13 protein-coding genes are annotated in these 20,690 nt (G+C 73.2%); 7 read left to right on the top strand and 6 right to left on the bottom strand.

Annotated elements, in window-relative coordinates:
• Positions 1–424 precede the first annotated feature (424 nt).
• A complete protein-coding gene (locus tag AB0F56_RS30975; protein ID WP_362015613.1) occupies positions 425–991 on the bottom strand; it encodes a MarR family transcriptional regulator in 567 nt (188 codons plus the stop codon).
• Positions 992–1,134: 143 nt separating this feature from the next.
• On the opposite strand from AB0F56_RS30975, the gene AB0F56_RS30970 reads away from it, so the two are divergent.
• Positions 1,135–2,412 carry an MFS transporter gene (locus tag AB0F56_RS30970; RefSeq protein WP_362015623.1) on the top strand — a complete coding sequence of 426 codons (1,278 nt, stop codon included), beginning with the start codon at positions 1,135–1,137 and terminating at the stop codon, positions 2,410–2,412.
• 3 nt (positions 2,413–2,415) lie between these two features.
• On the opposite strand, the gene AB0F56_RS30965 is transcribed toward AB0F56_RS30970, so the two are convergent.
• Together AB0F56_RS30965 and AB0F56_RS30960 are read right to left on the bottom strand one after the other, a co-directional pair.
• Entirely contained in the window at positions 2,416–4,050 is a 1,635-nt protein-coding gene (locus AB0F56_RS30965) for a SpoIIE family protein phosphatase (RefSeq protein WP_362015610.1), read from the bottom strand.
• A gap of 105 nt (positions 4,051–4,155) precedes the next feature.
• A complete protein-coding gene (locus AB0F56_RS30960) occupies positions 4,156–5,544 on the bottom strand; it encodes an NAD(P)/FAD-dependent oxidoreductase (RefSeq protein WP_362015608.1) in 1,389 nt (462 codons plus the stop codon).
• 337 nt (positions 5,545–5,881) lie between these two features.
• Between AB0F56_RS30960 and AB0F56_RS30955 the strand changes: the two genes are divergently transcribed.
• Both AB0F56_RS30955 and AB0F56_RS30950 read left to right on the top strand, forming a co-directional pair.
• Entirely contained in the window at positions 5,882–6,739 is an 858-nt protein-coding gene (locus AB0F56_RS30955) for a helix-turn-helix domain-containing protein (protein WP_362015605.1), read from the top strand.
• Positions 6,740–6,991: 252 nt separating this feature from the next.
• Positions 6,992–8,989, top strand: coding sequence for a sigma-70 family RNA polymerase sigma factor (locus AB0F56_RS30950; protein WP_362015603.1), 1,998 nt, complete (start codon positions 6,992–6,994; stop codon positions 8,987–8,989).
• Positions 8,990–9,081: 92 nt separating this feature from the next.
• On the opposite strand, the gene AB0F56_RS30945 is transcribed toward AB0F56_RS30950, so the two are convergent.
• The 3 genes from AB0F56_RS30945 to AB0F56_RS30935 form a co-directional block, all read right to left on the bottom strand.
• Positions 9,082–12,339 (bottom strand): BTAD domain-containing putative transcriptional regulator, encoded by a 3,258-nt coding sequence (locus AB0F56_RS30945; protein ID WP_362015600.1) that lies wholly within the window; start codon positions 12,337–12,339, stop codon positions 9,082–9,084.
• A gap of 157 nt (positions 12,340–12,496) precedes the next feature.
• Positions 12,497–12,769, bottom strand: a complete 273-nt coding sequence (locus AB0F56_RS30940) for a Uma2 family endonuclease (RefSeq protein ID WP_362015597.1) — start codon at positions 12,767–12,769, stop codon at positions 12,497–12,499.
• Between the two features lie 18 nt (positions 12,770–12,787).
• Entirely contained in the window at positions 12,788–14,929 is a 2,142-nt protein-coding gene (locus AB0F56_RS30935; RefSeq protein ID WP_362015594.1) for an asparagine synthase-related protein, read from the bottom strand.
• Between the two features lie 646 nt (positions 14,930–15,575).
• On the opposite strand from AB0F56_RS30935, the gene AB0F56_RS30930 reads away from it, so the two are divergent.
• The 4 genes from AB0F56_RS30930 to AB0F56_RS30915 all read left to right on the top strand — a co-directional run bounded on the left by AB0F56_RS30930 (position 15,576) and on the right by AB0F56_RS30915 (position 20,688).
• On the top strand, positions 15,576–17,024 hold the full coding sequence (locus AB0F56_RS30930) for an MFS transporter (RefSeq protein ID WP_362015591.1): 1,449 nt from the start codon (positions 15,576–15,578) through the stop codon (positions 17,022–17,024).
• Positions 17,025–17,126: 102 nt separating this feature from the next.
• On the top strand, positions 17,127–18,323 hold the full coding sequence (gene lhgO / locus AB0F56_RS30925; protein ID WP_362015589.1) for an L-2-hydroxyglutarate oxidase: 1,197 nt from the start codon (positions 17,127–17,129) through the stop codon (positions 18,321–18,323).
• 134 nt (positions 18,324–18,457) lie between these two features.
• A complete protein-coding gene (trmB, locus tag AB0F56_RS30920; protein WP_362015586.1) occupies positions 18,458–19,249 on the top strand; it encodes a tRNA (guanosine(46)-N7)-methyltransferase TrmB in 792 nt (263 codons plus the stop codon).
• A gap of 122 nt (positions 19,250–19,371) precedes the next feature.
• On the top strand, positions 19,372–20,688 hold the full coding sequence (locus tag AB0F56_RS30915) for a PrsW family intramembrane metalloprotease (protein WP_362015583.1): 1,317 nt from the start codon (positions 19,372–19,374) through the stop codon (positions 20,686–20,688).
• Positions 20,689–20,690 lie beyond the last annotated feature (2 nt).

The following is a 20,690-nucleotide window of genomic DNA, read 5'->3' as shown; positions in this document are numbered from 1 at the left end:
ACTCACCCTCTCGGGCTTTCCTCCGGGCTTTTCCCTTCGGTCTTGCGTTTCCGACTCTATCAGATCTTTCCGATCCGATTTCCTCGGTGCTTTCCGGCTTCTTCGGTTTCCCGTTTCGGCCTTCCTGCGTTTCCGACTCTATCAGATCCTTTCGGGCCTGATTCCCAGTCAGAGTGGGTTGTCTTCGCGGCTGTTGGGCCGTTCCGACGCTCAAACTCTAGCGGATTTCCCGGGCGACTCATAATCGAGTCTTTCGAAATGAATTTCGGCATGCCGAAATTCATCCCGGCTGGGAGATCGTGCTGAGTTGAGGTGCCGCTTCGAGCGGCGGGAGTGGCTGTCGCAGAACCGTTCCGGCCCCGTGACAACTCGGAGAACACTACGGATACGCCGGGGGCGTGTCAACCCCCGCCCGTGTGAGCAGTCAGTCCAGGTCGGTGAGCCGGCCGCCCGCGTCCGGCTGGGTGTGCTCGACCCTGCGGAGGAGGCGGATCAGCATGTCGCCGAGGCCGGCGCGCTCCTCGCCCGTGAGGTCCTGGAGGAGCTTCTCCTCGAAGTCCGTCGCCATGCGCATCGCCTCGAGCCACTTCGAGCGGCCCTCGTCCGTGAGCTCCACGATCACCCGGACGCGGTTGGTCTCGTCGCGGTCGCGGGTCACGAGGCCCTCGCCGGCCATGCGGTCGATGCGGTGGGTCATGGCGGCCGGGGTCAGGCCGAGACGCTTGGCCAGCTCGCCCGGGCCCAGGCGGTAGGGGGCACCGGCCAGGACGAGGGTCTTGAGGACCTCCCACTCCGCGTTGCTGATGCCGAGATCGGCGACCTGGCGGCCGTACGCGACGTTCATCCGGCGGTTCAGCCGGCCGAGGGCGGAGACCACCTTCTCGACCTGGGGGTCCAGGTCGCGGTACTCGCGCTGGTAGGCCGCGATCTGCTCGTCGAGGGTCGGCTCCTGCGCCGGTTGCGGGCCGGACGGCTCGGGGGTGTCGCTCATGCCGCGAGTATCCCACGCTCCACGTTGGCGTTGAAGTCCTTCCATGTGTATTGTTAAGGATCTAATTTTACTGTTGAAGTCTTGAGGCTTCAGGCCTACAGCCCTGAAGCCCTGATCGAGGTGGGTGAACCGTGACCAAGGCGATGGGTGCAGCGATGCGTCGGATCCAGGCGGGCAGCGCGCTGAGCGCGTTCGGACTCGGATTCACGGTTCCGTACCTCTATGTGTACGTGGCCCAGGTGCGGGACCTGGGCGCGACCACGGCGGGCGTCGTGCTCGCCGTCTTCGCCATGGCCGCACTCGTCGTCCTGCCGTTCAGCGGACGCGCCATCGACCGGCGGGGTCCCCTCCCCGTCCTCCTCGTCGCCGCGGTCCTCGCGTCGCTCGGCGCCCTGGGCATGGGGCTCTCGAGCAGCGTGCCCGCCGCCGTCGGTTCGGCCGCGCTGCTCGGTGCCGGAACGGCCGTGATGCAGCCGGCGCTCGCGACGATGATCGTCTGGTGCTCCGAGCCGGCCACCCGGACCCGGTCCTTCGCCATGCAGTTCTTCCTGCAGAACCTGGGACTCGGCGTCGGTGGTCTGATCGGCGGCCAGCTCGTCGACGTGAACCGGCCGGGGAGCTTCCTGCTGCTCTTCTCGATCGAAGCCGCGATGTTCCTGGTGCTCGGCGGCATCGTGATGACCGTCCGGATGCCGGGTTCGCCCGCCCTCCAGGACACCCGGCCCGCCGACTCGCCGAAGGGCGGCATCCGGGCGCTGCTCGGGCACAAGGCCATGGTCCAGCTGTGCGTCCTGGGCTTCGTCCTCTTCTTCGCCTGCTACGGACAGTTCGAGTCGGGCCTCGCGGCGTACGGCACCGAGGCCGCCGGGATCGAGCCCTCGACGCTCGGGATCGCGCTGGCCGCCAACACGGCCGTCATCGTGGTCGCCCAGTTCGTGGTGCTGAAGTTCGTCGAGCGCCGGCGCCGCAGCCGGGTGATCGCCGCCGTCGGTCTGATCTGGGCCGTGGCGTGGGTGATCGCCGGGTACGCGGGGCTCGGGCACGGCAGCCAGGCGATGGCGACCGCCGCGTTCGTCTCCACGTACGCCCTCTTCGGGCTCGGCGAGGCGATGCTCTCGCCGACCGTGGCGCCGCTGGTGGCGGACCTCGCGCCGGAGTCGATGGTCGGTCAGTACAACTCGGCGTTCGCACTGGTCAAGCAGCTCGCGCTGGCCGTCGGCCCGGCCGTGGGCGGCCCCATGGGCGCCGCGCTGCACGGTCCGTACATCGTGACCTTCGTGCTCTTCTCGCTCGGGATCACGTTCCTCGCGGTGCGGCTCGGCAAGCAGCTCACGCCCGTGCAGAACCAGCCGTACCTCGCCACCAGGACCTCCCGTGTGGTGGCGCAGCACGTGCCCGTGAAGGAGAGCGTCTCCGCCTGACCTCTAGTCGGGCAGGGCGAACTCGCACCAGACCGCTTTGCCGCCGCCCGGAGTGCGGCGGCTGCCCCAGGACGAGGCGATCGTCGCGATGATCGAGATCCCGCGGCCCGCCTCGTCCTCCGTCTCCGCCCTGCGTCGGCGGGGCAGATGGTCGTCCCCGTCCGTGACCTCGATGATCAGCCGCCTGTCGGTGCGGCGCAGTCGCAGGCGCATGGGCGGGGTGCCGTGCTTCAGGGAGTTCGCCACCAGTTCGCTGGTGGCGAGGACGCCGAGGTCGCGCAGTTCGACCGGGAAGCGCCAGCTGGACAGGACGCCCGAGGCGAAGGCACGCGCGCGTGGGGCCGCCTCGACCCCGCCGAGGAGCTCCAGGGCCGCGTTGTGGAAGAGCTCCGCGTCCGCTCCCTTGCGGGACGGGTGCTGGACGACCAGGACGGCCACGTCGTCGTCGTGCTCGGCGGTGACGCCGAGCGAGCGCAGCAGCCGGTCGCAGACGACCTGCGGGGTGCCGACGGCGCCGGAGAGCGCGCGCTCCAGGGCGGCGACGCCCTCGTCGATGTCCTCGCGGCGCCGCTCGACGAGACCGTCGGTGTAGAGGACGGCCGTGGAGCCCGGCGGCAGGGCGATCGCGCCGGAGGTGTGCAGCCAGCCGCCGGTGCCCAGCGGGGGTCCGGTCGGGTCCTCGGCACGGCGGACCGAGCCGTCCTCGTCTCTGACGAGGATGGGGAGGTGGCCCGCGGAGGCGTAGACGAGCTTGCCCTCGTTGGGGTCGTGGACGGCGTAGACGCAGGTGGCGATCTGGCTGGCATCGATCTCGGCGGCCAGGCCGTCGAGCAGCTGGAGGACTTCGTGCGGGGGCAGGTCGAGCCGGGCGTAGGCCCGGACGGCCGTGCGGAGCTGGCCCATGACGGCGGCGGCGCGCACTCCGCGGCCCATGACGTCGCCGATGACCAGGGCGGTGCGGCCGGCTCCCAGGGTGATGACGTCGTACCAGTCGCCGCCGACGGCCGCGTCCGTGCCGCCGGGCTGGTAGGTGGCGGCGATCCGCAGGTCGTCGGGCTGCTCCAGCTCCTGCGGGAGCAGGGAGCGCTGGAGGGTGACGGCGGTCTCGCGGTGCCGGCGCTCGCTGGCGCGCAGCCGCTCGGCGGCCTCGGCGTGGTCGGTCACGTCGGCGGCGTGGACGAGGACGCCGCCGCCCTCGAAGCGCGTGGAGTCCACGGGCAGGCAGGTGACCGTGTACGAGCCGCCGTCCTGGGTCTTGCGGGACTTGACGGTCCGGGGCTTTCCGCTGCGCAGGACCTGGTCCATGAGCGGAAGGAGGCCCAGTTCCTCGGCCTCGGGGCAGGCGTCGGCGACGGTGGCGCCCGCGGGGCGGGGGCCGAAGGCGGCGGCGTAGGCGTCGTTGACGTACGCGATGCGGTGCTCGGGGCCGTGCACGAGCGCGACCAGGCCGGGGAGGCGGCCGATGATCTCCCGTACGGAGAAGTCCTCCAGGGTGGGGACCTCGGGGGCCTCGTCGGCGAGGTGCTCAGGCTGCTGCTCGTACTCACCGCGGGCCGCGGGCACGGAGCCTTCGGTCCCCCGCGCCGCCGTGCGGCGCTGCGTACCGGGGAGTCGGGCGCTCCAACGGGTGAAGTTCACGGATCTGTATGCCTCGTGGTTGTTGGCCGTGCTGAGTCACTCTGTGCAGGTGTGAGCCCACCTATGGTCACACGTCCAGTGTGACCGACCGCACTGACATCGGTGTCAGCCCGGCTTGGGCCCTTCCGCGGGCCCGTTCTTGGGCCCGTTCTTCGGGGGCGGGGGCGCGGCGGCGAGTTCGAATTCGGCGCGCGGGTGTTCCAGCGAGCCGAGCGAGACGATCTCCCGCTTGAACAGGCCGGAGAGGGTCCACTCGGCCAGGACACGGGCCTTCCTGTTGAAGGTCGGGACGCGGCTGAGGTGGTAGGCGCGGTGCATGAACCAGGCGGGGTAGCCCTTGAGTTTCCGTCCGTAGACGTGGGCCACGCCCTTGTGGAGGCCAAGGGAGGCGACCGAGCCCGCGTACGCGTGGGCGTACTCCTTGAGCGGCTGTCCGCGCAGGGCGGCGGCGACGTTCTCGGCGAGCACCTTGGTCTGGCGTACGGCGTGCTGCGCGTTCGGCGCGCACTCCTTGCCGGGTTCGTCCGCGGTGATGTCGGGGACGGCCGCGGCGTCTCCGGCCGCCCAGGCGTGTTCGACGCCCTCGACGGACAGACGGGCGGTGCATTTGATCCGGCCGCGTTCGTTGAGCGGCAGGTCGGTGGAGGCGAGGACGGGCGCGGGCTTCACGCCGGCGGTCCAGACGACCGTACGGGTCGGGAAGCGGCTGCCGTCGCTGAGGACGGCGACGCGGTCCTCGCAGGAGTCGAGCCGGGTCCCCAGACGTACGTCGATGTTGCGGCCGCGCAGCTCGCGGATCGCGTACTTGCCCATCTTCTCGCCGACCTCGGGCAGGATCCGGTCCGAGGCCTCGACCAGGACCCATTTGAGGTCCTCCGGCTTGATGTTGTGGTAGTACCGCGCGGTGTAGCGGGCCATGTCCTCCAGCTCGGCGAGCGCCTCCACGCCCGCGTAGCCGCCGCCGACGAAGACGAAGGTGAGGGCGGCGTCGCGCAGGCCGGGGTCGCGGGTGGAAGAGGCGATGTCCATCTGCTCGATGACGTGGTTGCGCAGGCCGATGGCCTCCTCGACGGTCTTGAAGCCGATGGCGTAGTCGGCGAGGCCGGGGACCGGGAGGGTGCGGGAGATCGAGCCGGGCGCGATGACCAGTTCGTCGTAGGTGAGCTGCTCGCTGCCGGTGCCCTCCTCCTCGGTGGCGAGGGTGGAGAGCGTCGCGGTCCGCTTGGCGTGGTCGACGGCGTGGACCTCGCCGATGACGATCCGGCACTTGTCCAGGACACGGCGGAGCGGGACGACGACATGGCGCGGGGAGATCGACCCGGCGGCGGCCTCGGGGAGGAACGGCTGATACGTCATGTACGGCTCGGGCGTGACCACCACGATCTCGACGGAACCGTCTCTGAGCTCGGTCTTGAGCTGCCGCTGCAGGCGCAGCGCGGTGTACATCCCGACGTAGCCACCGCCGACAACGAGAATGCGCGCAGGTTCGGTCACTGTCCCATGACGCACCGCCGTCCGGGGTTTGTCCACAGGCTCGACAAATTGTGTGACCGGAGGTGCGCGGGGGCGCGGGGTGGCGCACACGGTGGGTACAGCGGGAAGTACGCAGGTCAGAGTGGGCGTGGGGGGTGGCGCGACAGAGTGGAATCGGGAGAGTTCAGGCCCTTGCTCCGATCGGGGGGCGCACCGTACGGAACTCCCCCTTCTGAATTGACCTCGTCTCAACTATGTTCGTACCTCGTCGGGGTATCGGCTCGCGGCGCGCAGACCAGAGCGCCGCACAAGTGGGTCGACCCCGTGTCAGGGCGGGGAGTCTCCGGGGGGAGACATCATGAGCGGGGGAACGCTTATGCACATGCAGGATTCTCGGTGGCAGGCTGTCGTCGACACGACGGACAGCGCCTTCGACGGACGTGGCTCGGGAGTGGGCACGGGTACGGCCGCGGGTGCGATGTCGGGCCCGGGTGCCGGTGCGGTCTCGGGCGCGGGCATCGGGGCGACGGGTTCCGTCGGCCGGTCGGCGCCGCTGCGCGTCGACGCCCAGCGCAACCTGGAGCACGTACTGCGCGCGGCGCGCGAGGTGTTCGGCGAACTCGGTTACGGCGCGCCGATGGAGGACGTGGCCCGGCGTGCCCGGGTCGGCGTCGGCACGGTGTACCGCCGCTTCCCGAGCAAGGACGTGCTGGTCCGCCGGATCGCCGAGGAGGAGACCTCCCGGCTGACCGAGCAGGCCCGCACCGCGCTCGGCCAGGAGGACGAGCCGTGGTCGGCGCTCTCCCGGTTCCTGCGGACCTCGGTGGCCTCGGGCGCGGGGCGCCTGCTGCCGCCGCAGATACTGCGGGTCGGCGTGGACGCGGACGAGCTGCTGCTGCCGGCGCAGGGCGCCGAGGACGAGGCGCGGGTGCCGCACCAGCGGGGCTTCGCGGACCCGTCCGAGTCGCGGGTGACCGCGCCGCGCGAGGTGCCCGGGGCCGAGCAGGACGACGCCGGTGCGGCGGAGCTCCTGGAGGTCGTCGGGCGGCTTGTCGACCGGGCCCGTGAGGCGGGCGAGCTGCGGGCGGACGTGACCGTGGCCGATGTCCTGCTCGTCATAGCCACGGCGGCGCCCGCGCTGCCGGACGCGGCGCAGCAGGCGGCTGCCTCGGCCAGGCTCCTCGACATCCTTCTGGAGGGTCTCCGCTCGCGTTGAGCGTGCGGAGGGTCTCCGCTCGCGTTGGCGGGCCGACAGCGAGGGCGGCGGGGCCGGTTCGGCTCCGGGGTTGTTCGGTTTCACGGGTCCGGGCGGACCGTCGAGCATGGCACGAACGAGTGATCGGTTACGCCCGGATACCGGAAGTGGCCCCGGACGAGTGGTAAGTGGACGCTGAAGTTCAGCGCGTAGGCGCTCTGTGGCACTCTTGCCCGGTGTTCGGGTCTGAGCGTGCATACGGGGGCTTCCGCGATGAGCGGTGACGGTCGGGACGAGCCGCTGGGCAACGGCGGTGGCACGGAGACCGGGGGCCTTCCCCCGCAACACGTGCCGAGTCAGGGCGGACCCGGAGGTTCCGCGGGCGGACCCAAGGCCCAGGCTCCGGGCGAGCCGAGTGTGCCGCAGCAGCGCGAGCGCGGTGCGGGGGCCTCCTCCTCGGCCGCGGCCTCCATGCGGTCGGCGGCCGCCGACGGAGCGGACGCGCCCGACACCGTCCTTCCGCCTCCGGTCGAACTGCCGCCCTCCGACGCCGATCTCATCCAGCTGATGCGGGACGGCGACGACAGCGCGTACGAAGAGCTGTTCCGTCGCCACTCCGAGGCCGTGCGCCGCTACGCCAGGACCTGCTGCCGCGACGCGCACACCGCCGACGACCTGACGGCGGAGGTGTTCGCCCGCACGCTCCAGGCGGTACGGGGCGGGGCGGGCCCCGAGCAGGCGGTGCGGGCCTATCTGCTGACCACGGTCCGGCGGGTCGCCGCGAACTGGACGCGTACGCAGAAGCGCGAGCACCTGGTCGAGGACTTCGCCGTGTTCGCGGCGCAGTCCGCCCGCTCCTCCGAGGTCTCCGACCAGACTGCATCATTTGGGGCTGGGCTCGACCTCGGCGCCGACGTCCTGGCCATGCACGAGGCCGAACAGTCGCTTGCGATGCAGGCGTTCCGGTCGCTGCCCGAACGGTGGCAGGCCGTGCTGTGGCACACCACCGTCGAGGAGGAGTCGCCCAGCGAGGTCGCCCCGCTGTTCGGGCTGACCGCCAACGCCACCGCCGTACTGGCCAGCAGGGCCCGCGAAGGCCTCAAGCAGGCCTACCTCCAGGCGCACGTGAGCACGTCCCTCACGGCGGGCGGTGACTGCGCCCGCTATGCCGACCGGCTCGGCGCGTACGCGCGCGGGGGCCTGCGGATGCGGGCCGAGCGCGGGCTGCGCAAGCACCTGGAAGAGTGCGCCAAGTGCCGGCTCGCCGCAGGTGAGCTGGAGCATGTGAACGCCGGGATCCCCGCGCTGCTGCCGATCGCCGTCATCGGCTGGTTCGCGGCGGGGTACGCGCTCAAGGCCGCGGGTGTCGTGGCGGGCGGGGTCGTGGGCGCCGCGGGCGCCGGTGCGGCCGCCGCCGCGACGGGCGCCGGCTCGTCGAGTACGGCCGGAGCGTCCTCCGCCGCCGCGGCGGAGGGGCTCGGCGCGCCCGCGAAGGCGGGCATCGCGGCAGCGGTCGCCGTGGCCGCGACCGCCGGCCTGGTCTGGGCCCTCTCCGGAGACCCTCAGCCCGTCGCGAAGCCCGAACCCACCCCGCCGGCCGTCGCCCCCGCCGTACCGCAGGAGCCCACCCCTGCGCCGAAGCCGACCCCGAAGCCCACACCACCGCCCGCCCCGCCGGCGGCGGTCGAGGAACCGGAGCCGACGCCGACCCCCACGCCAACGCCGACACCGACTCCCACCGTCGAGCCCAGCCCCACGCCGACGCCCACCCCTCCGAAGCCGACGCCCACGCCCACACCCACTCCGACGCCCACGCCGCCGCCCGCGCCGCCGGTCGTCTACCAGGTGAACCAGCTCGACTACGGCGTCTTCGGCGACGGCACGAAGCCCGAGGTCCGGCTCGGTGACAGCAGCTGGATGTGGCAGCGCCAGGGCCTGTCGATCGGCGGCACGCGGTACGGGCACGGGGTGAGCGTGCACGCGCCGTCGGAGCTCCTGATCGACCTCAACCGGCAGTGCACCAGTTACGACGCGCTCGTCGGCATCGACGACCTGACCGCGCCGATCGGCATCGGGGGCGTCCGCTTCTCCGTCTACGGAGACGGTGAACGGCTCTGGCGCTCGCAGGTCGTCGAGGCGCGCGACCCCGCGATCCCGGTCCACGTCGACATCGCGGGGCGCAAGACGCTCCGGCTGGTCGTGGAGGAGACCTCGCCGTGGGGCCGCGTCGCGGTGGCGGACTGGGCGCAGTCCCGGATCAGCTGTTCCTGACGTCGGCCGAAGGACCGTCGGGGACCAACTGGTCGAGGTTGGCCGGAGGCCGACGGGGATCCGCTGTTCCTGAGCTGCGGGACCGGCGCGGGTCAGTTGGTCCTGAGGTCCGCCACGTACGCGTCCACCAGGGCGATCACCTCGTCGAGGGTCAGGCGGGCGCCCTCGGCGTAGGCGCTCGCGGTGGCGGACTCGCCCAGTTCCGTGCTGGCCCGGGTCATCAGGCCCTCCGCCTCTCGGAGTTCGGGGACGGAACGGGGGATCGCGGCCCGCCAGGTGTCGACGGCGGCCAGGACCCGGACCGCGACCGGGAGGGCGCCGCTCAAGGCGAGCACGCTCGCCAGGCACTCCCCCAGTTGGGCCGTGACGAAGTCCGCGCACTGGGCCTGCAGGGTGAGCCGCAGGGCGTCGACGGCCTCCACCACGGCCGCCGTACCGCCGCCCTCCTGCGCGAGCACGCGCGCGGAGAGCCCGGCCACAGAGGCGGTGAAGTGCGGAGGCGGTGTTCCGGTGAGGACCAGTCGCTTCGCCGCGTCCATGTGCGCGCGGGCCTCGCGGGCGTCGCCGCGGTAGAGGGCGAGGACGGCCCTCATGAACCGTAGGAACGTCTCCGTGTCCTCGATGTGGTGGTGGGTGGCCTCCGCCTCGGCCTCGTCGAGGCCCTTCTCGGCGGCTTCCATGTCACCGGAGCGGTAGGCGAGTTCGGCGAGGCGGGCGATCAGGAACGGCGACTCGGCGTGCGCGCCGACCTCGCGGGCGAGGGCGAGAGCGTCCTCGTACGCCTCCTCCGCCTCCGCGAGCCGGCCGCGCATCATGTGCGCCTCGCCCGCCGCGCTCGCCACCTGCGCCCGCATCCAGCGGTCGCCGACGCGGCGGGAGAGGACGCGCAGTTCGGCCAGGTCCTCGTCGATGCCGTGCGTCTCGCCGGGCATGTCGATCACCAGGTGCGTACGGAACATCATGCTGACGCCGAGCTCCCACTCACCGCCGTACAGGCGGCAGGTGTCGACGGCGATGTCGAGCATCTCGCGCAGCACGTCCGGGCTCTCGGTGAGGAACGCGGTGAACGGCCACAGGAGCCCGGGGAAGCGGGCCGACTCCGGTCCGGGCCGCTCACCGAAGGCCTCGCGCACCCGCCGTACCAGCGCGCTTCCCTCGGGGTCGTCGCGCAGGTCGGCGGCGGTGCGGTTCTCCACGACAAGGAAGAAGGAGAGCATGCGCAGCCGCATGCGGGGCCAGTAGCGGGGGTCTTCGGGGTCGTCCGGGTCCTCGCCGAGCAGGAGCGCGCGCTCGGTCCACACCAGGCCCTCGGTGCGGTAGTTGCGGAGCCACCAGAACCAGCCGATGGCGAAGATCAGGCGGTGTGCGGCGGCCTCGTCGGGGGCCGTGACGGTCGTGCGGTGGAGGGCGGCGCGGATGTTGTCGAGGTCGGCCTCGATCCGCCGGATCCAGGGGAGCTGCTCGCCGGAGCGGAGGAGGGGTTCGGCGCGCTCGGCGAGGTCGGTGAAGTACACGGTGTGGGCGGCTTCGGCGGCGGCGCGGACGTCGGGGCGCTCGGCGGCGCGTTCGACGGCGTACTCGTGGATGGTCTCCAGGAGCCGGTAGCGCATCTCGCCGTCGTCGGTGGGGGCGGCGACGACGAGGGACTTGTCGACGAGGGCGCCGAGCGGGTCGGCGGCGGTCGGACCGTCCGGACGGTTCGGGCCGTTCGGGCCGTTCGGGCCGTTCGGGCCGTTCGCGACGAGGGCTTCGGCGGCGGCCAGGTCCCAGCCGCCGGCGAAGACGGAGAGCCTGCGGAGCAGGGTGCGTTCGTCGGCGTCGAGGAGGTCCCAGGACCAGTCGACGACGGCGCGGAGGGTCTGCTGGCGGGGCAGGACGGTGCGGCTGCCGGAGGTGAGGAGACGGAAGCGGTCGTCGAGCCGGTCGGCGATCTGGCGCGGGGTGAGCAGCCGCAGACGCGCGGCGGCCAGTTCGATGGCGAGGGGGAGGCCGTCGAGGCGGCGGCAGATCTCGTCCACGGCGCGGTGGCCGTCGGCACGGTCGTCGGCGGCGAACTCGGGGCGGACGGCGCGGGCGCGTTCGGCGAAGAGGCGGTGGGCCGGGGCGGGCGGCAGCGGCTCGACGGGGCGGACCGTTTCTCCGGGGACGCCGAGGGGCTCGCGGCTGGTGGCGAGGACACGCAGCCGGGGGCAGTGGGTGAGGAGGGTCTCGGCGAGGGCGGCGGCCGCGTCGATGACGTGCTCGCAGTTGTCGAGGACGAGGAGGAGGGAGCGGGGCGCGAGGTGGTCGACGAGCCGGTGGAAGGGGTCGTCCTGGGGGGTCTGGCCCTCGCGGGTGATCAGGGTGGTCTCGCGGAGGCGGAGCGCGGAGAGGACGGCGCCGGGTACGGCGGCGGGGTCGTCGAGCGGCGCGAGTTCGACGAGCCAGGCGGGGGTTCCGTCTGCGGTGGCTTCTTCAGCGAGGGCGGCTTCTTCGGCGAGGCGGGTCTTGCCGGAGCCGCCCGGTCCGGTGAGCGTGACGAGACGGGAGCGGGTGAGGTCGGCGCGGAGGGCGTCGAGGTCGGGTTCGCGGCCGACGAAGGAGGTGAGGCGGGGCCGGATGTTCCCGGTCTCGCGGGGCGGCGCCGGGGACGAGGGCGGTCCGAGCAGTTCGCGGTGGAGCGCGGTGAGTTCGGCGCCGGGATCGGTGCCGAGCCCCTCGGCGAGTGCGCGGCGGGCGTCCTCGAACGCGGCGAGGGCGTCGGCCTGCCGGCCCTCGGCCCGCAGGGCGCGCACGAGTTGGGCGCGGAAGCCCTCGTCGTAGGAGTACGCGTCCGTCAGCTCGGTCAGCTCCGGTACGAGTCCGTCGACGGCACCGCGTCCGAGGTCGGCCTCGACGCGCCGGCGCAGGGCGGCGAGCCGCTGCGCCTCGGGCCGCACGCGCGCGTGCTCGGGCAGATCGGCGAGCGCGGGGCCGCGGAAGAGGGCGAGGGCGGTACGGAAGAGGGCGGCGGCGCTCTCGGGGTCGCCGGCGTCGAGACGGGCGCCGGCGTCGCGGACCTGGCGCTCGAAGACGTACAGGTCGATGTCGTCGGGCCCGGCGGCGAGCCGGTAGCCGGACCCGGGCACGGACTCGACGGCCTCCCGCCCGAGGGCCCGGCGCAGCCGCCCGACGAGGGCCTGGAGGGCGGCGGGGGCGTCGTGCGGGGGCTCGTCCCCGTACACGTCCTCGACCAGCTCGCCCACGCTCACCGCCCGCCCACCACGCACCGCGAGCGCGGCAAGCAACGCCCGCAACCGGGCCCCGCCCAGGGGCAGGGGCGCGCCGTCCACGTCGAGCGCGAGGGTGGAACCAAGGATCAGATACCGCACGCGCGCCATTGTCGCCGGGGCCGAGCCCGGACGCCTCGGGGTTTACGCGGGCGTGGCGCCCGGGATTGCGGGGGCGGGGTGCCCGGGCTTGCGCGGGCGTGGCGCGTCGGGGTTTGCGCGGGCGTGGCGCGTCGGGGTCTTCCCCGGAGGGGCGCGCTCAGAACTCCGAGGTGTCGAGTTCGAACCCGAGAGGGTGCGGGAGCTGGACCTTGGCCCCCAACTTGTGGGTGTGCTTGAGCGCGTAGTCGTCACCCTGGGGATCGGTGCAGACGACGGCCTCACCGGCCTCGCGGTCGATCAGCAGGTAGAGGGGGATTCCTGCACGGGCATCGCCACGAACCTTCTGGATCCGGTCGCGGCTCGCGGTGGAGGCGGACGTCACCTCGGCGACCAGGAGGACCGGGTCCGACTCGAACGAGCGTGCTGTCACGCTTCGCCGCCGCCCCCCTCACGCCGGCAGCGACCGCCGAGTCGCCGGGACCAAGGGCCCCACCACCGCCTGGCGCTGGCGTGGGGCTGCTGAGCCTGTCCAGCAGGAGCCTCGGCGGGCTAGGAGGCGGCGGAGCCAGAGTTCGGTGGAGACCAGGTCGGCGAGGCCGTCCAGGGGGATCGGGTCGCCGTCGGCCGCCGCGTGGAGGGCCTTGCGGACCACGCGGGCCTCGATCAGGCCCGCGTCGGCGAGGAGCGGGGCGTCGAAGAGGGCCAGGAGGTCGGGGAGGGCCGCGCGCAGGCCCGCGCGGACGGCCGCCGCAGGGACCGCGGGGTTCGGCGCGCCCCAGCCCGGCGGGAGGTCGTGGACGCCGGCGCCCGCGAGGACCGTGCGCAGGACGGACGCCCGGGCGCCCGGCTGGACCCGGAGCGATTCGGGGAGGTCGCGGGAGGCCCGTACCACCTGGTTGTCCAGGAACGGCGCGTGCAGCCGCTGGCCGCGGATCTCGGCCGCCTGTTCCAGGACCCGGTGGTCGGCCGCCGCCCGCGCGAGCGCCGCCCGCGCGCGTGCCTCCCCCGGCCGCTGCACCGACGTCGGCAGCGTCGCCGCCCGCGTCAGGCGAACCGATACTTCAGCCAGCGCCTCCCCCGTCAGCCAGCGCGCCGCCGGCCCCGGCCGCGACCAGGTCAGGGCGGAGAGGGACGCCTCCACCGGGCCGTAGGCCCCCGGTCCCGGCCGGTTCGCGTCGAGCAGCAGCCTCGCCGCCGCCTCCAGGCCCGACCGGTACGGGGTGCGGGCGAGCCGGCGCGCCGCCCGGTAGACCGTCAGCGGGACCAGCATCGAACCCGCCGCCGCACCCGACGCCTTGGCCAGTGCCGTCACCGGCCGTACGAGAGATCTGCGCCGGCGGTCCATCAGCAGGTCCGCGAGGCGCGCCGGGTGCGCGTCCAGGACCTGGCGGGCGCCGAGGCCCGTGAAGTGGTCCGCGCTGCCGCCCGCGAGCCGCCGCCGGTGCCGGTCGGCGACGACCAGCGAAGGGCCGGGCTCGTCGGTCAGCGGCCCCTCGAGCTCCGCGTACGGCAGCGCCTCCTCGCCCGCCGCCACGACCACGTGGTGCAGCCGCGGGTTCGCCGCGATCGCCCGGGCCCGCTCGAGTTCCTCCTCCCGGTCGGAACCCCCGCCGGTCGCCAGGTCGTTGAACGTGACGGCGAGCAGCCGTTCCCCCGCACCGGTGCCGTGGCCGAGGATCGTCCCCGGCACTCCCGGAAGGCCCGCCGCGAGGAGCGCGAGCGTGCCGGACGCGCTGCCGCCGGACAGGTCCGCGCCGATGCCGGGCGCCGGGCCGCCGCCCCGGGCCGCCCGCCGCTCGGCGGGACCCATGCCCGGCACGGGCCCCGGGTCCGGCAGGGGCGCCTCCGGTGCGTGCCGGGGCGCGGTGAGCCGGGCCCGTACGGCGTCGACCAGCGCGTCCCGTACGCCCTCCACCGCCCGCCGCGGCTCGACCTCGGCCGCCGCGACGGCGAGCGAGGCCACCGCTTCGTACCCGGTGATCTCGCGCGAGCCCTCGCGCAGGATCAGCGCGTGCCCGGGCGGCACCCGCTTCACGCCTTCGTACGGGGTCGAGTCGCGCAGCGCCTCCGGGGTCTCCGGGCAGGCGAGCAGCGCCGCCAGGTGGCCGATGTCGAGCTGGGCCTCGACGAGGTCCGCGAGGGGCAGGGCGGCCGTGGCGTACGCCGTGCCGCCCGCCCACGGGGTGTGGAACACCGGCCGCGCGCCCGCCAGATCGCCGGTCACGGTGACACGGCGGCCGACCCGCACGACGGCCGTGTAGCTGCCCGCCCAGGCGGTGAGATGGCGCAGCGCGCCCCCGCGCGCGGTGAGCAGCCCGACCCGCAGCTCCTCGTCGCTCGCGGCGCAACACCCCAGGATCGCGAGGCGGGTGTGCGCGTCGATGCTGATCACGCGGACCTCGTCGGGGCGCCAGTCGCCGACCGCCCACAGCGGATCGGGGTCGCCCCACAGGAGTTGGGCGCCGACCGGTTGCACCGTGCGCCCCTCGGCCCCAGGGTCCCGCACGGCACCGGCCGCAGCGGCTGTACCGGAGGTAACCGTCGTACCGAAGCTCGCGGCGACACTGCTCCAGCCCACCAGCCATCGCATCGGCGCCTCCACGTCGGTTCAGTGGAGGAACATGCTGCCACGACAACCGCGCACGGAGGGGGCTCCGGGGTCGCGCGCGCGAATGCGAATGCGCCCCTGGCATGGGCCAGTTGGCACCGGTTCGACGACGGTCGTCATTCGGCCATTCTCAACGCGCCAGGGGTGACACGGACCCGGCGCACCGGACAACCTGAGGGCATCCGGCAGTCCGGGAGGCACAGTCCGCCTCCCGGAGCCGTCCGCCGCCCGCGGGGAATGGGGCGACGGTATCCCCCAGCCCACCGGTCCACAGCCGAGTGGGCCGACCCACGCAGGACTCATGGAAGCGCTCCCCCGCCGACCGGGCGAGAGCGCACGGCCAGGCGCACGGCCACACACCCGGAGCACGCGCCCCAAGGCGCTTCGCAGGCCCCCTGCGCACTCCCCACGCACTCCCCCGCGCGCTCCCCACGCGCGCCGGACGGCGAAGAACCCGCCGACGCCGCTACGCCATCTGTCGGCCATCCGTCTGTTCCCACAACAATCCCGCCATACGGAACTCCGCCCCTTAACGGTCGGGATGCGGCGAACTACGCTGTGTTTACGAATGCCGCACGCCTATGCCCGGCGTCGTGGCGGCCGTCTTGTGTTGTCGAGGGGTGGCGTCATGTCCAGGGAGCAACGCGGGCCGAACGAAAAGCTCGGCACGGTTCTCGCCCTCGCGGGAATCAGCAACGCCGGCCTCGCCCGGCGCGTCAACGACCTCGGGGCACAGCGCGGTCTGACGCTTCGCTACGACAAGACCTCGGTGGCCCGCTGGGTGTCGAAGGGCATGGTGCCCCAGGGCGCCGCCCCGCACCTGATCGCGGCCGCCATCGGCCAGAAGCTGGGCCGGCCCGTGCCACTGCACGAGATCGGGCTCGCGGACGCCGACCCCGCGCCCGAGGTCGGGCTCGCCTTCCCGCGCGACGTGGGCGAGGCGGTCCGCTCGGCCACCGAGCTCTACCGCCTCGACCTGGCCGGCCGCCGGGCAGGGGGCGGCGGGATCTGGCAGTCGCTCGCCGGATCCTTCGCGGTCAGCGCCTACGCGACCCCCGCCTCGCGGTGGCTGATAACGCCCGCCGACTCCTCCGTGGAGCGCCTGGTGGAGCCGGCCGAGGAACCGGCGGCCGGCGAAGGACCCGAGACCGGCCCCCACGCGCGCGTGGGCCACAGCGACGTCGCCAAGCTCCGGGAGGCCGCCGAGGACGCGCGCCGCTGGGACTCCAAGTACGGCGGCGGCGACTGGCGCTCCTCCATGGTCCCGGAGTGCTTACGCGTCGACGCGGCACCGCTGCTCCTCGGCTCGTACTCGGACGAAGTCGGCCGCGCGCTCTTCGGCGCGACCGCCGAGCTGACCCGGCTGGCCGGCTGGATGGCCTTCGACACCGGCCAGCAGGAGGCCGCCCAGCGCTACTACATCCAGGCGCTGCGCCTGGCCCGCGCCGCCGCCGACGTGCCCCTGGGCGGCTACGTCCTGGCCTCCATGTCCCTCCAGGCCACCTACCGGGGCTTCGCCGACGAAGGCGTCGACCTCGCCCAGGCCGCCCTGGAACGCAACCGGGGGCTCGCCACCGCCCGCACCATGTCCTTCTTCCGGCTCGTCGAGGCCCGCGCGCACGCGAAGGCGAGCGACGGCACCGCGGCCGCGGCCGCGCTCAAGGCCGCCGAGGGGTGGCTGGAGCGCTCGCGGGAGGGCGACGCCGACCCGTCGTGGCTGGGCTTCTACTCGTACGACCGGTTCTGCGCGGACGCCGCCGAGTGCTACCGCGACCTGAAGGCGCCCCGCCAGGTGCGCCGCTTCACCGAGCAGGCGCTGTCCCGGCCGACGGAGGAGTTCGTCCGCTCGCACGGCCTGCGGCTCGTGGTGTCGGCGGTCGCGGAGCTGGAGTCCGGCAACCTGGACGCGGCCTGCGCGGCCGGCACGCGCGCGGTGGAGGTGGCCGGCCGGATCTCGTCCGCCCGCACCACCGAGTACGTACGGGATCTGCTGCACCGGCTCGAACCGTACGGCGACGAGCCCAGGGTCATGGAGCTGCGGGAGCGGGCCAGGCCGCTCCTGATGGCCCCGGCATGAGCGCGGCATGACCCTGGGATGAGCTAGACGTGACGCGTGTCCCAGGGGGTTTAGCCGCTCTGTCAGTGGGCCAGTGCACTATCGGGGTGGGAGGTGGTGCAGGTGTACAGGCACGACGTCGACTGCGACGTGCTCGTGATCGGCGGCGGGATCGTCGGTCTGTCGACGGCGTACGCCCTGACGCGCGCCGCTCCCGGCACCCGCGTCACCGTCCTGGAGAAGGAGCACGGCCCGGCCCGCCACCAGACCGGGCGGAACAGCGGGGTGATCCACAGCGGGATCTACTACCGCCCCGGCTCCCTGAAGGCACGGTTCGCGGTCAAGGGCGCGGCCGAGATGGTCAAGTTCTGCGCCGAGTACGGACTGCCGTACGAGGTCACCGGCAAGCTGATCGTCGCCACGGGCCGCGACGAGCTGCCCCGGCTCCACGCGCTCGTGCAGCGCGGCCGGGAGAACGGCATCCCGGTGCGGGAACTGGGCCCCGCCCAGATCGCCGAGTACGAACCGAACGTGCGGGGCCTCGCCGCGATCCACGTCGGCACGACGGGGATCTGCGACTACGGCGCGGTGGCCGAGCAGCTCGCCGAGGCCTCCGGCGCCCGCATCCTGTACGGCTCCGAGGTCACCACCGTCGACCGGCGGCCCTGGGGCGTCGCCGTCCGCACGGCGGCCGGGACGGTGGTGCGTGGGCGGGTCCTGGTGAACTGCGCGGGGCTGCAGTGCGACCGGGTCGCGCGGCTCGCGGGTGACGATCCGGAAATGCGGATCGTGCCCTTCCGCGGCGAGTACTACGAGCTGGCCGACCCCTCGCTGATCCGCGGCCTGGTCTACCCGGTCCCGGACCCGGCCTTCCCCTTCCTGGGCGTCCATCTGACCCGGGGCGTCGACGGCGGCGTCCACGTCGGGCCGAACGCGGTGCCGGCCCTGGCCCGGGAGGGGTACGACTGGTCGGTCGTCCGGCCCGGAGACCTGGCGGGGACGCTGGCGTGGCCCGGGTCGTGGCAGATCGCCCGGGAGCACTGGCGGTACGGAGCCGGTGAGCTGCGCCGCTCGCTGTCGAAGCGGGCCTTCACGGAGGCGGTGCGCAGGCTGCTGCCGTCCGTGGAAGAAACGGATCTGCGCCGGGCTCCCGCGGGGGTGCGGGCGCAGGCGGTGCTCCGCGACGGGACGCTGGTGGACGACTTCCTGATCCGCGAGGCGCACCGGACGGTCCACGTCCTGAACGCACCGTCGCCGGCGGCGACGGCGTCGCTGCCGATCGGCCGCGAGGTGGCCCGCAGGGCCTTGGCCCTGCTGTAGCCGACGGCAGCGCTGTAGCCCGAGGCACCGCCGGAGTCGGCGGCAGCGCGGCGACCGACGGCAGCGGGTCGGCCGTACCCCCAGTCGGCCACACCCCACAGGGAGCGTATTCGGGATCGTAGAATTGGCGCATTGTGTCTGAGTCCCGTGAAACCGCCGCCCACCCCCAGCCCCGCCCGGAGCCCGTCTTCCAGCGGGGCAGCCAGAGGTTCGCCCCCGGGGAAGGGCCGCTGCCCGATCCCGCCGGTTCGCACCACGAGCGGCGGATCCGCAGCTTCCAGCCGCGCCGCAGCCGCGTCACCACGGGGCAGGCGGAGGCGATGCTCAAGCGCTGGCCCGACTGGGGTCTCGACATCGACGGCAAGCGGGTCCTCGACCTGAACGAGATGTTCGGCGGCCTGCCCGTGGTCCTGGAGATCGGCTTCGGCATGGGCGAGGCCACAGCCCAGATGGCCGCCGCCGACCCCGGCACCGGCATCCTCGCCGTGGACGTCCACACCCCCGGCCAGGGCAACCTCCTCGGTCTCGCCGACCGGGGCGGCCTGGAGAACGTACGGGTCGCCAACGGCGACGCGATCATCCTGCTCCGCGAGATGCTTGACCCCGACGCCCTCGACGGCTGCCGCGTCTACTTCCCGGACCCCTGGCCGAAGAAGCGCCACCACAAGCGGCGGCTGATCCAGCCCGAGTTCCTCACGCTGCTCGCGACCCGGATGAAGCCCGGCGCCGTGCTGCACTGCGCCACGGACTGGGAGGAGTACGCCGAGCAGATGCTCGAAGTCCTCTCCGCCCACCCCGACTTCGAGAACACCCAGCCCGACGGCGGCTACGCGCCCCGCCCCGACTTCCGTCCCCTCACCCGCTTCGAGGGCCAGGGCCTCGACAAGGGGCATGTGGTGCACGACCTGCTTTTCCACCGGAAGTAGCTCGGCTTTCCAGAGGAAGCAGCTCTGCCTTCCAGAGGAAACAGCTCTGGTTTTCCACAGGAAGCGGCAGTTGTCGGAGAACTCCGTCGCAGGTGTCAGTCCTCCTCGTTAGGGTCGATCACGTGTCGAACCATGTTCCCGTCCCCACCCGGGACACCGAGGAGCCGGCCTTCACGGCCGTTCCGGACCGCGCCCAGTGGCGCTACAGGCCTCGTCGCGCCTTCTGGCGCAGCAAGGTGGTCCGGGCCGTCGCCGTGATCACCGTGCTCGCGCTCTGCGCGCTCGTGATCCTCGCGATCGTCCGGGAACAGACCGGCACCGAAGGCTTCCTCGTCGGCCTCGGCCTCGCGGTCCTGCCCGTACCGCTGTTGATGGCCGCCTTCCGCTGGCTCGACCGGGTCGAGCCGGGCCCGTGGAAGAACCTGATCTTCGCCTTCGCGTGGGGCGCGTGCGCCGCGACGCTCGTCGCGATCCTCGCCAACTCCTTCGCGGTCCGCTGGATCGCGACCGCCACCGCCGACCCCGCCTCCGCCGAGTCCTGGGGCGCCACGGTCGTCGCCCCGGTCGTGGAGGAGAGCGCCAAGGCCGCGGCGATCCTGCTGATCTTCCTCTTCCGCCGACGGCACTTCACCGGTCTCGTCGACGGAGTCGTCGTCGCGGGCTTCACCGCCACCGGCTTCGCCTTCACCGAGAACATCCTCTATCTCGGCAACGCCTTCGGCGAGGACCAGGACCTCGGCTCCGGCGGCCTCGGCTCCATGACCGCGGGCACCTTCTTCGTACGGATCGTGATGTCGCCGTTCGCGCATCCGCTCTTCACGGTCTTCACCGGCCTCGGCTTCGCCTTCGCAGCCCTGGCCACCTCCCGGCGGAAGTTCCTGCGGACCCGCCGGGTCCTGCTGCCGCTCGCCGGACTGCTCCTCGCCATGCTCATGCACGCCCTGTGGAACGGCTCCGCGACGATCCTCGGGCCGCTGGGCTTCATCCTCGTCTACGGCATGTTCATGGTGCCCGCCTTCGGCCTGCTGACCTGGCTCGCGATATGGAGCAGGCAGCGTGAGCTGCGCACGATATCCGGGCAGCTCCCGGCGTACGCGGCGGCCGGCTGGCTCTCACCGGCCGAGCCGCTCGCGCTCTCTTCGATGCGGGCCCGCTCGGTCGCCCGCGACTTCGCCCGCCGTACGTACGGCGCTGCCGCGGCCACGGCCGTCGGCGAGTACGAGGCGTTCGCGACGACCCTCGCCTTCCTGCGCCACCGCGCCCAGCGGGGCGCGCAGGTCCCCGACTTCACGGCGCGCGAGCAGGAGCTGCTCCACCACCTCTGGCAGCGCAAGCCGGTCGCCTCGCCCGCGCTCACGTACGCGGCGCGGGCGACGGGCCGGGTGTGGGCGCCGCCGCAGTACCTCGACTACGGCGGCTACAACCCGTACCAGAGCTAGGA

Origin of the sequence: Streptomyces sp. NPDC026092, from assembly GCF_040638605.1 — a bacterium.
Lineage (GTDB): Bacteria > Actinomycetota > Actinomycetes > Streptomycetales > Streptomycetaceae > Streptomyces.
This window is presented reverse-complemented; position numbering and strand designations above follow the sequence as displayed.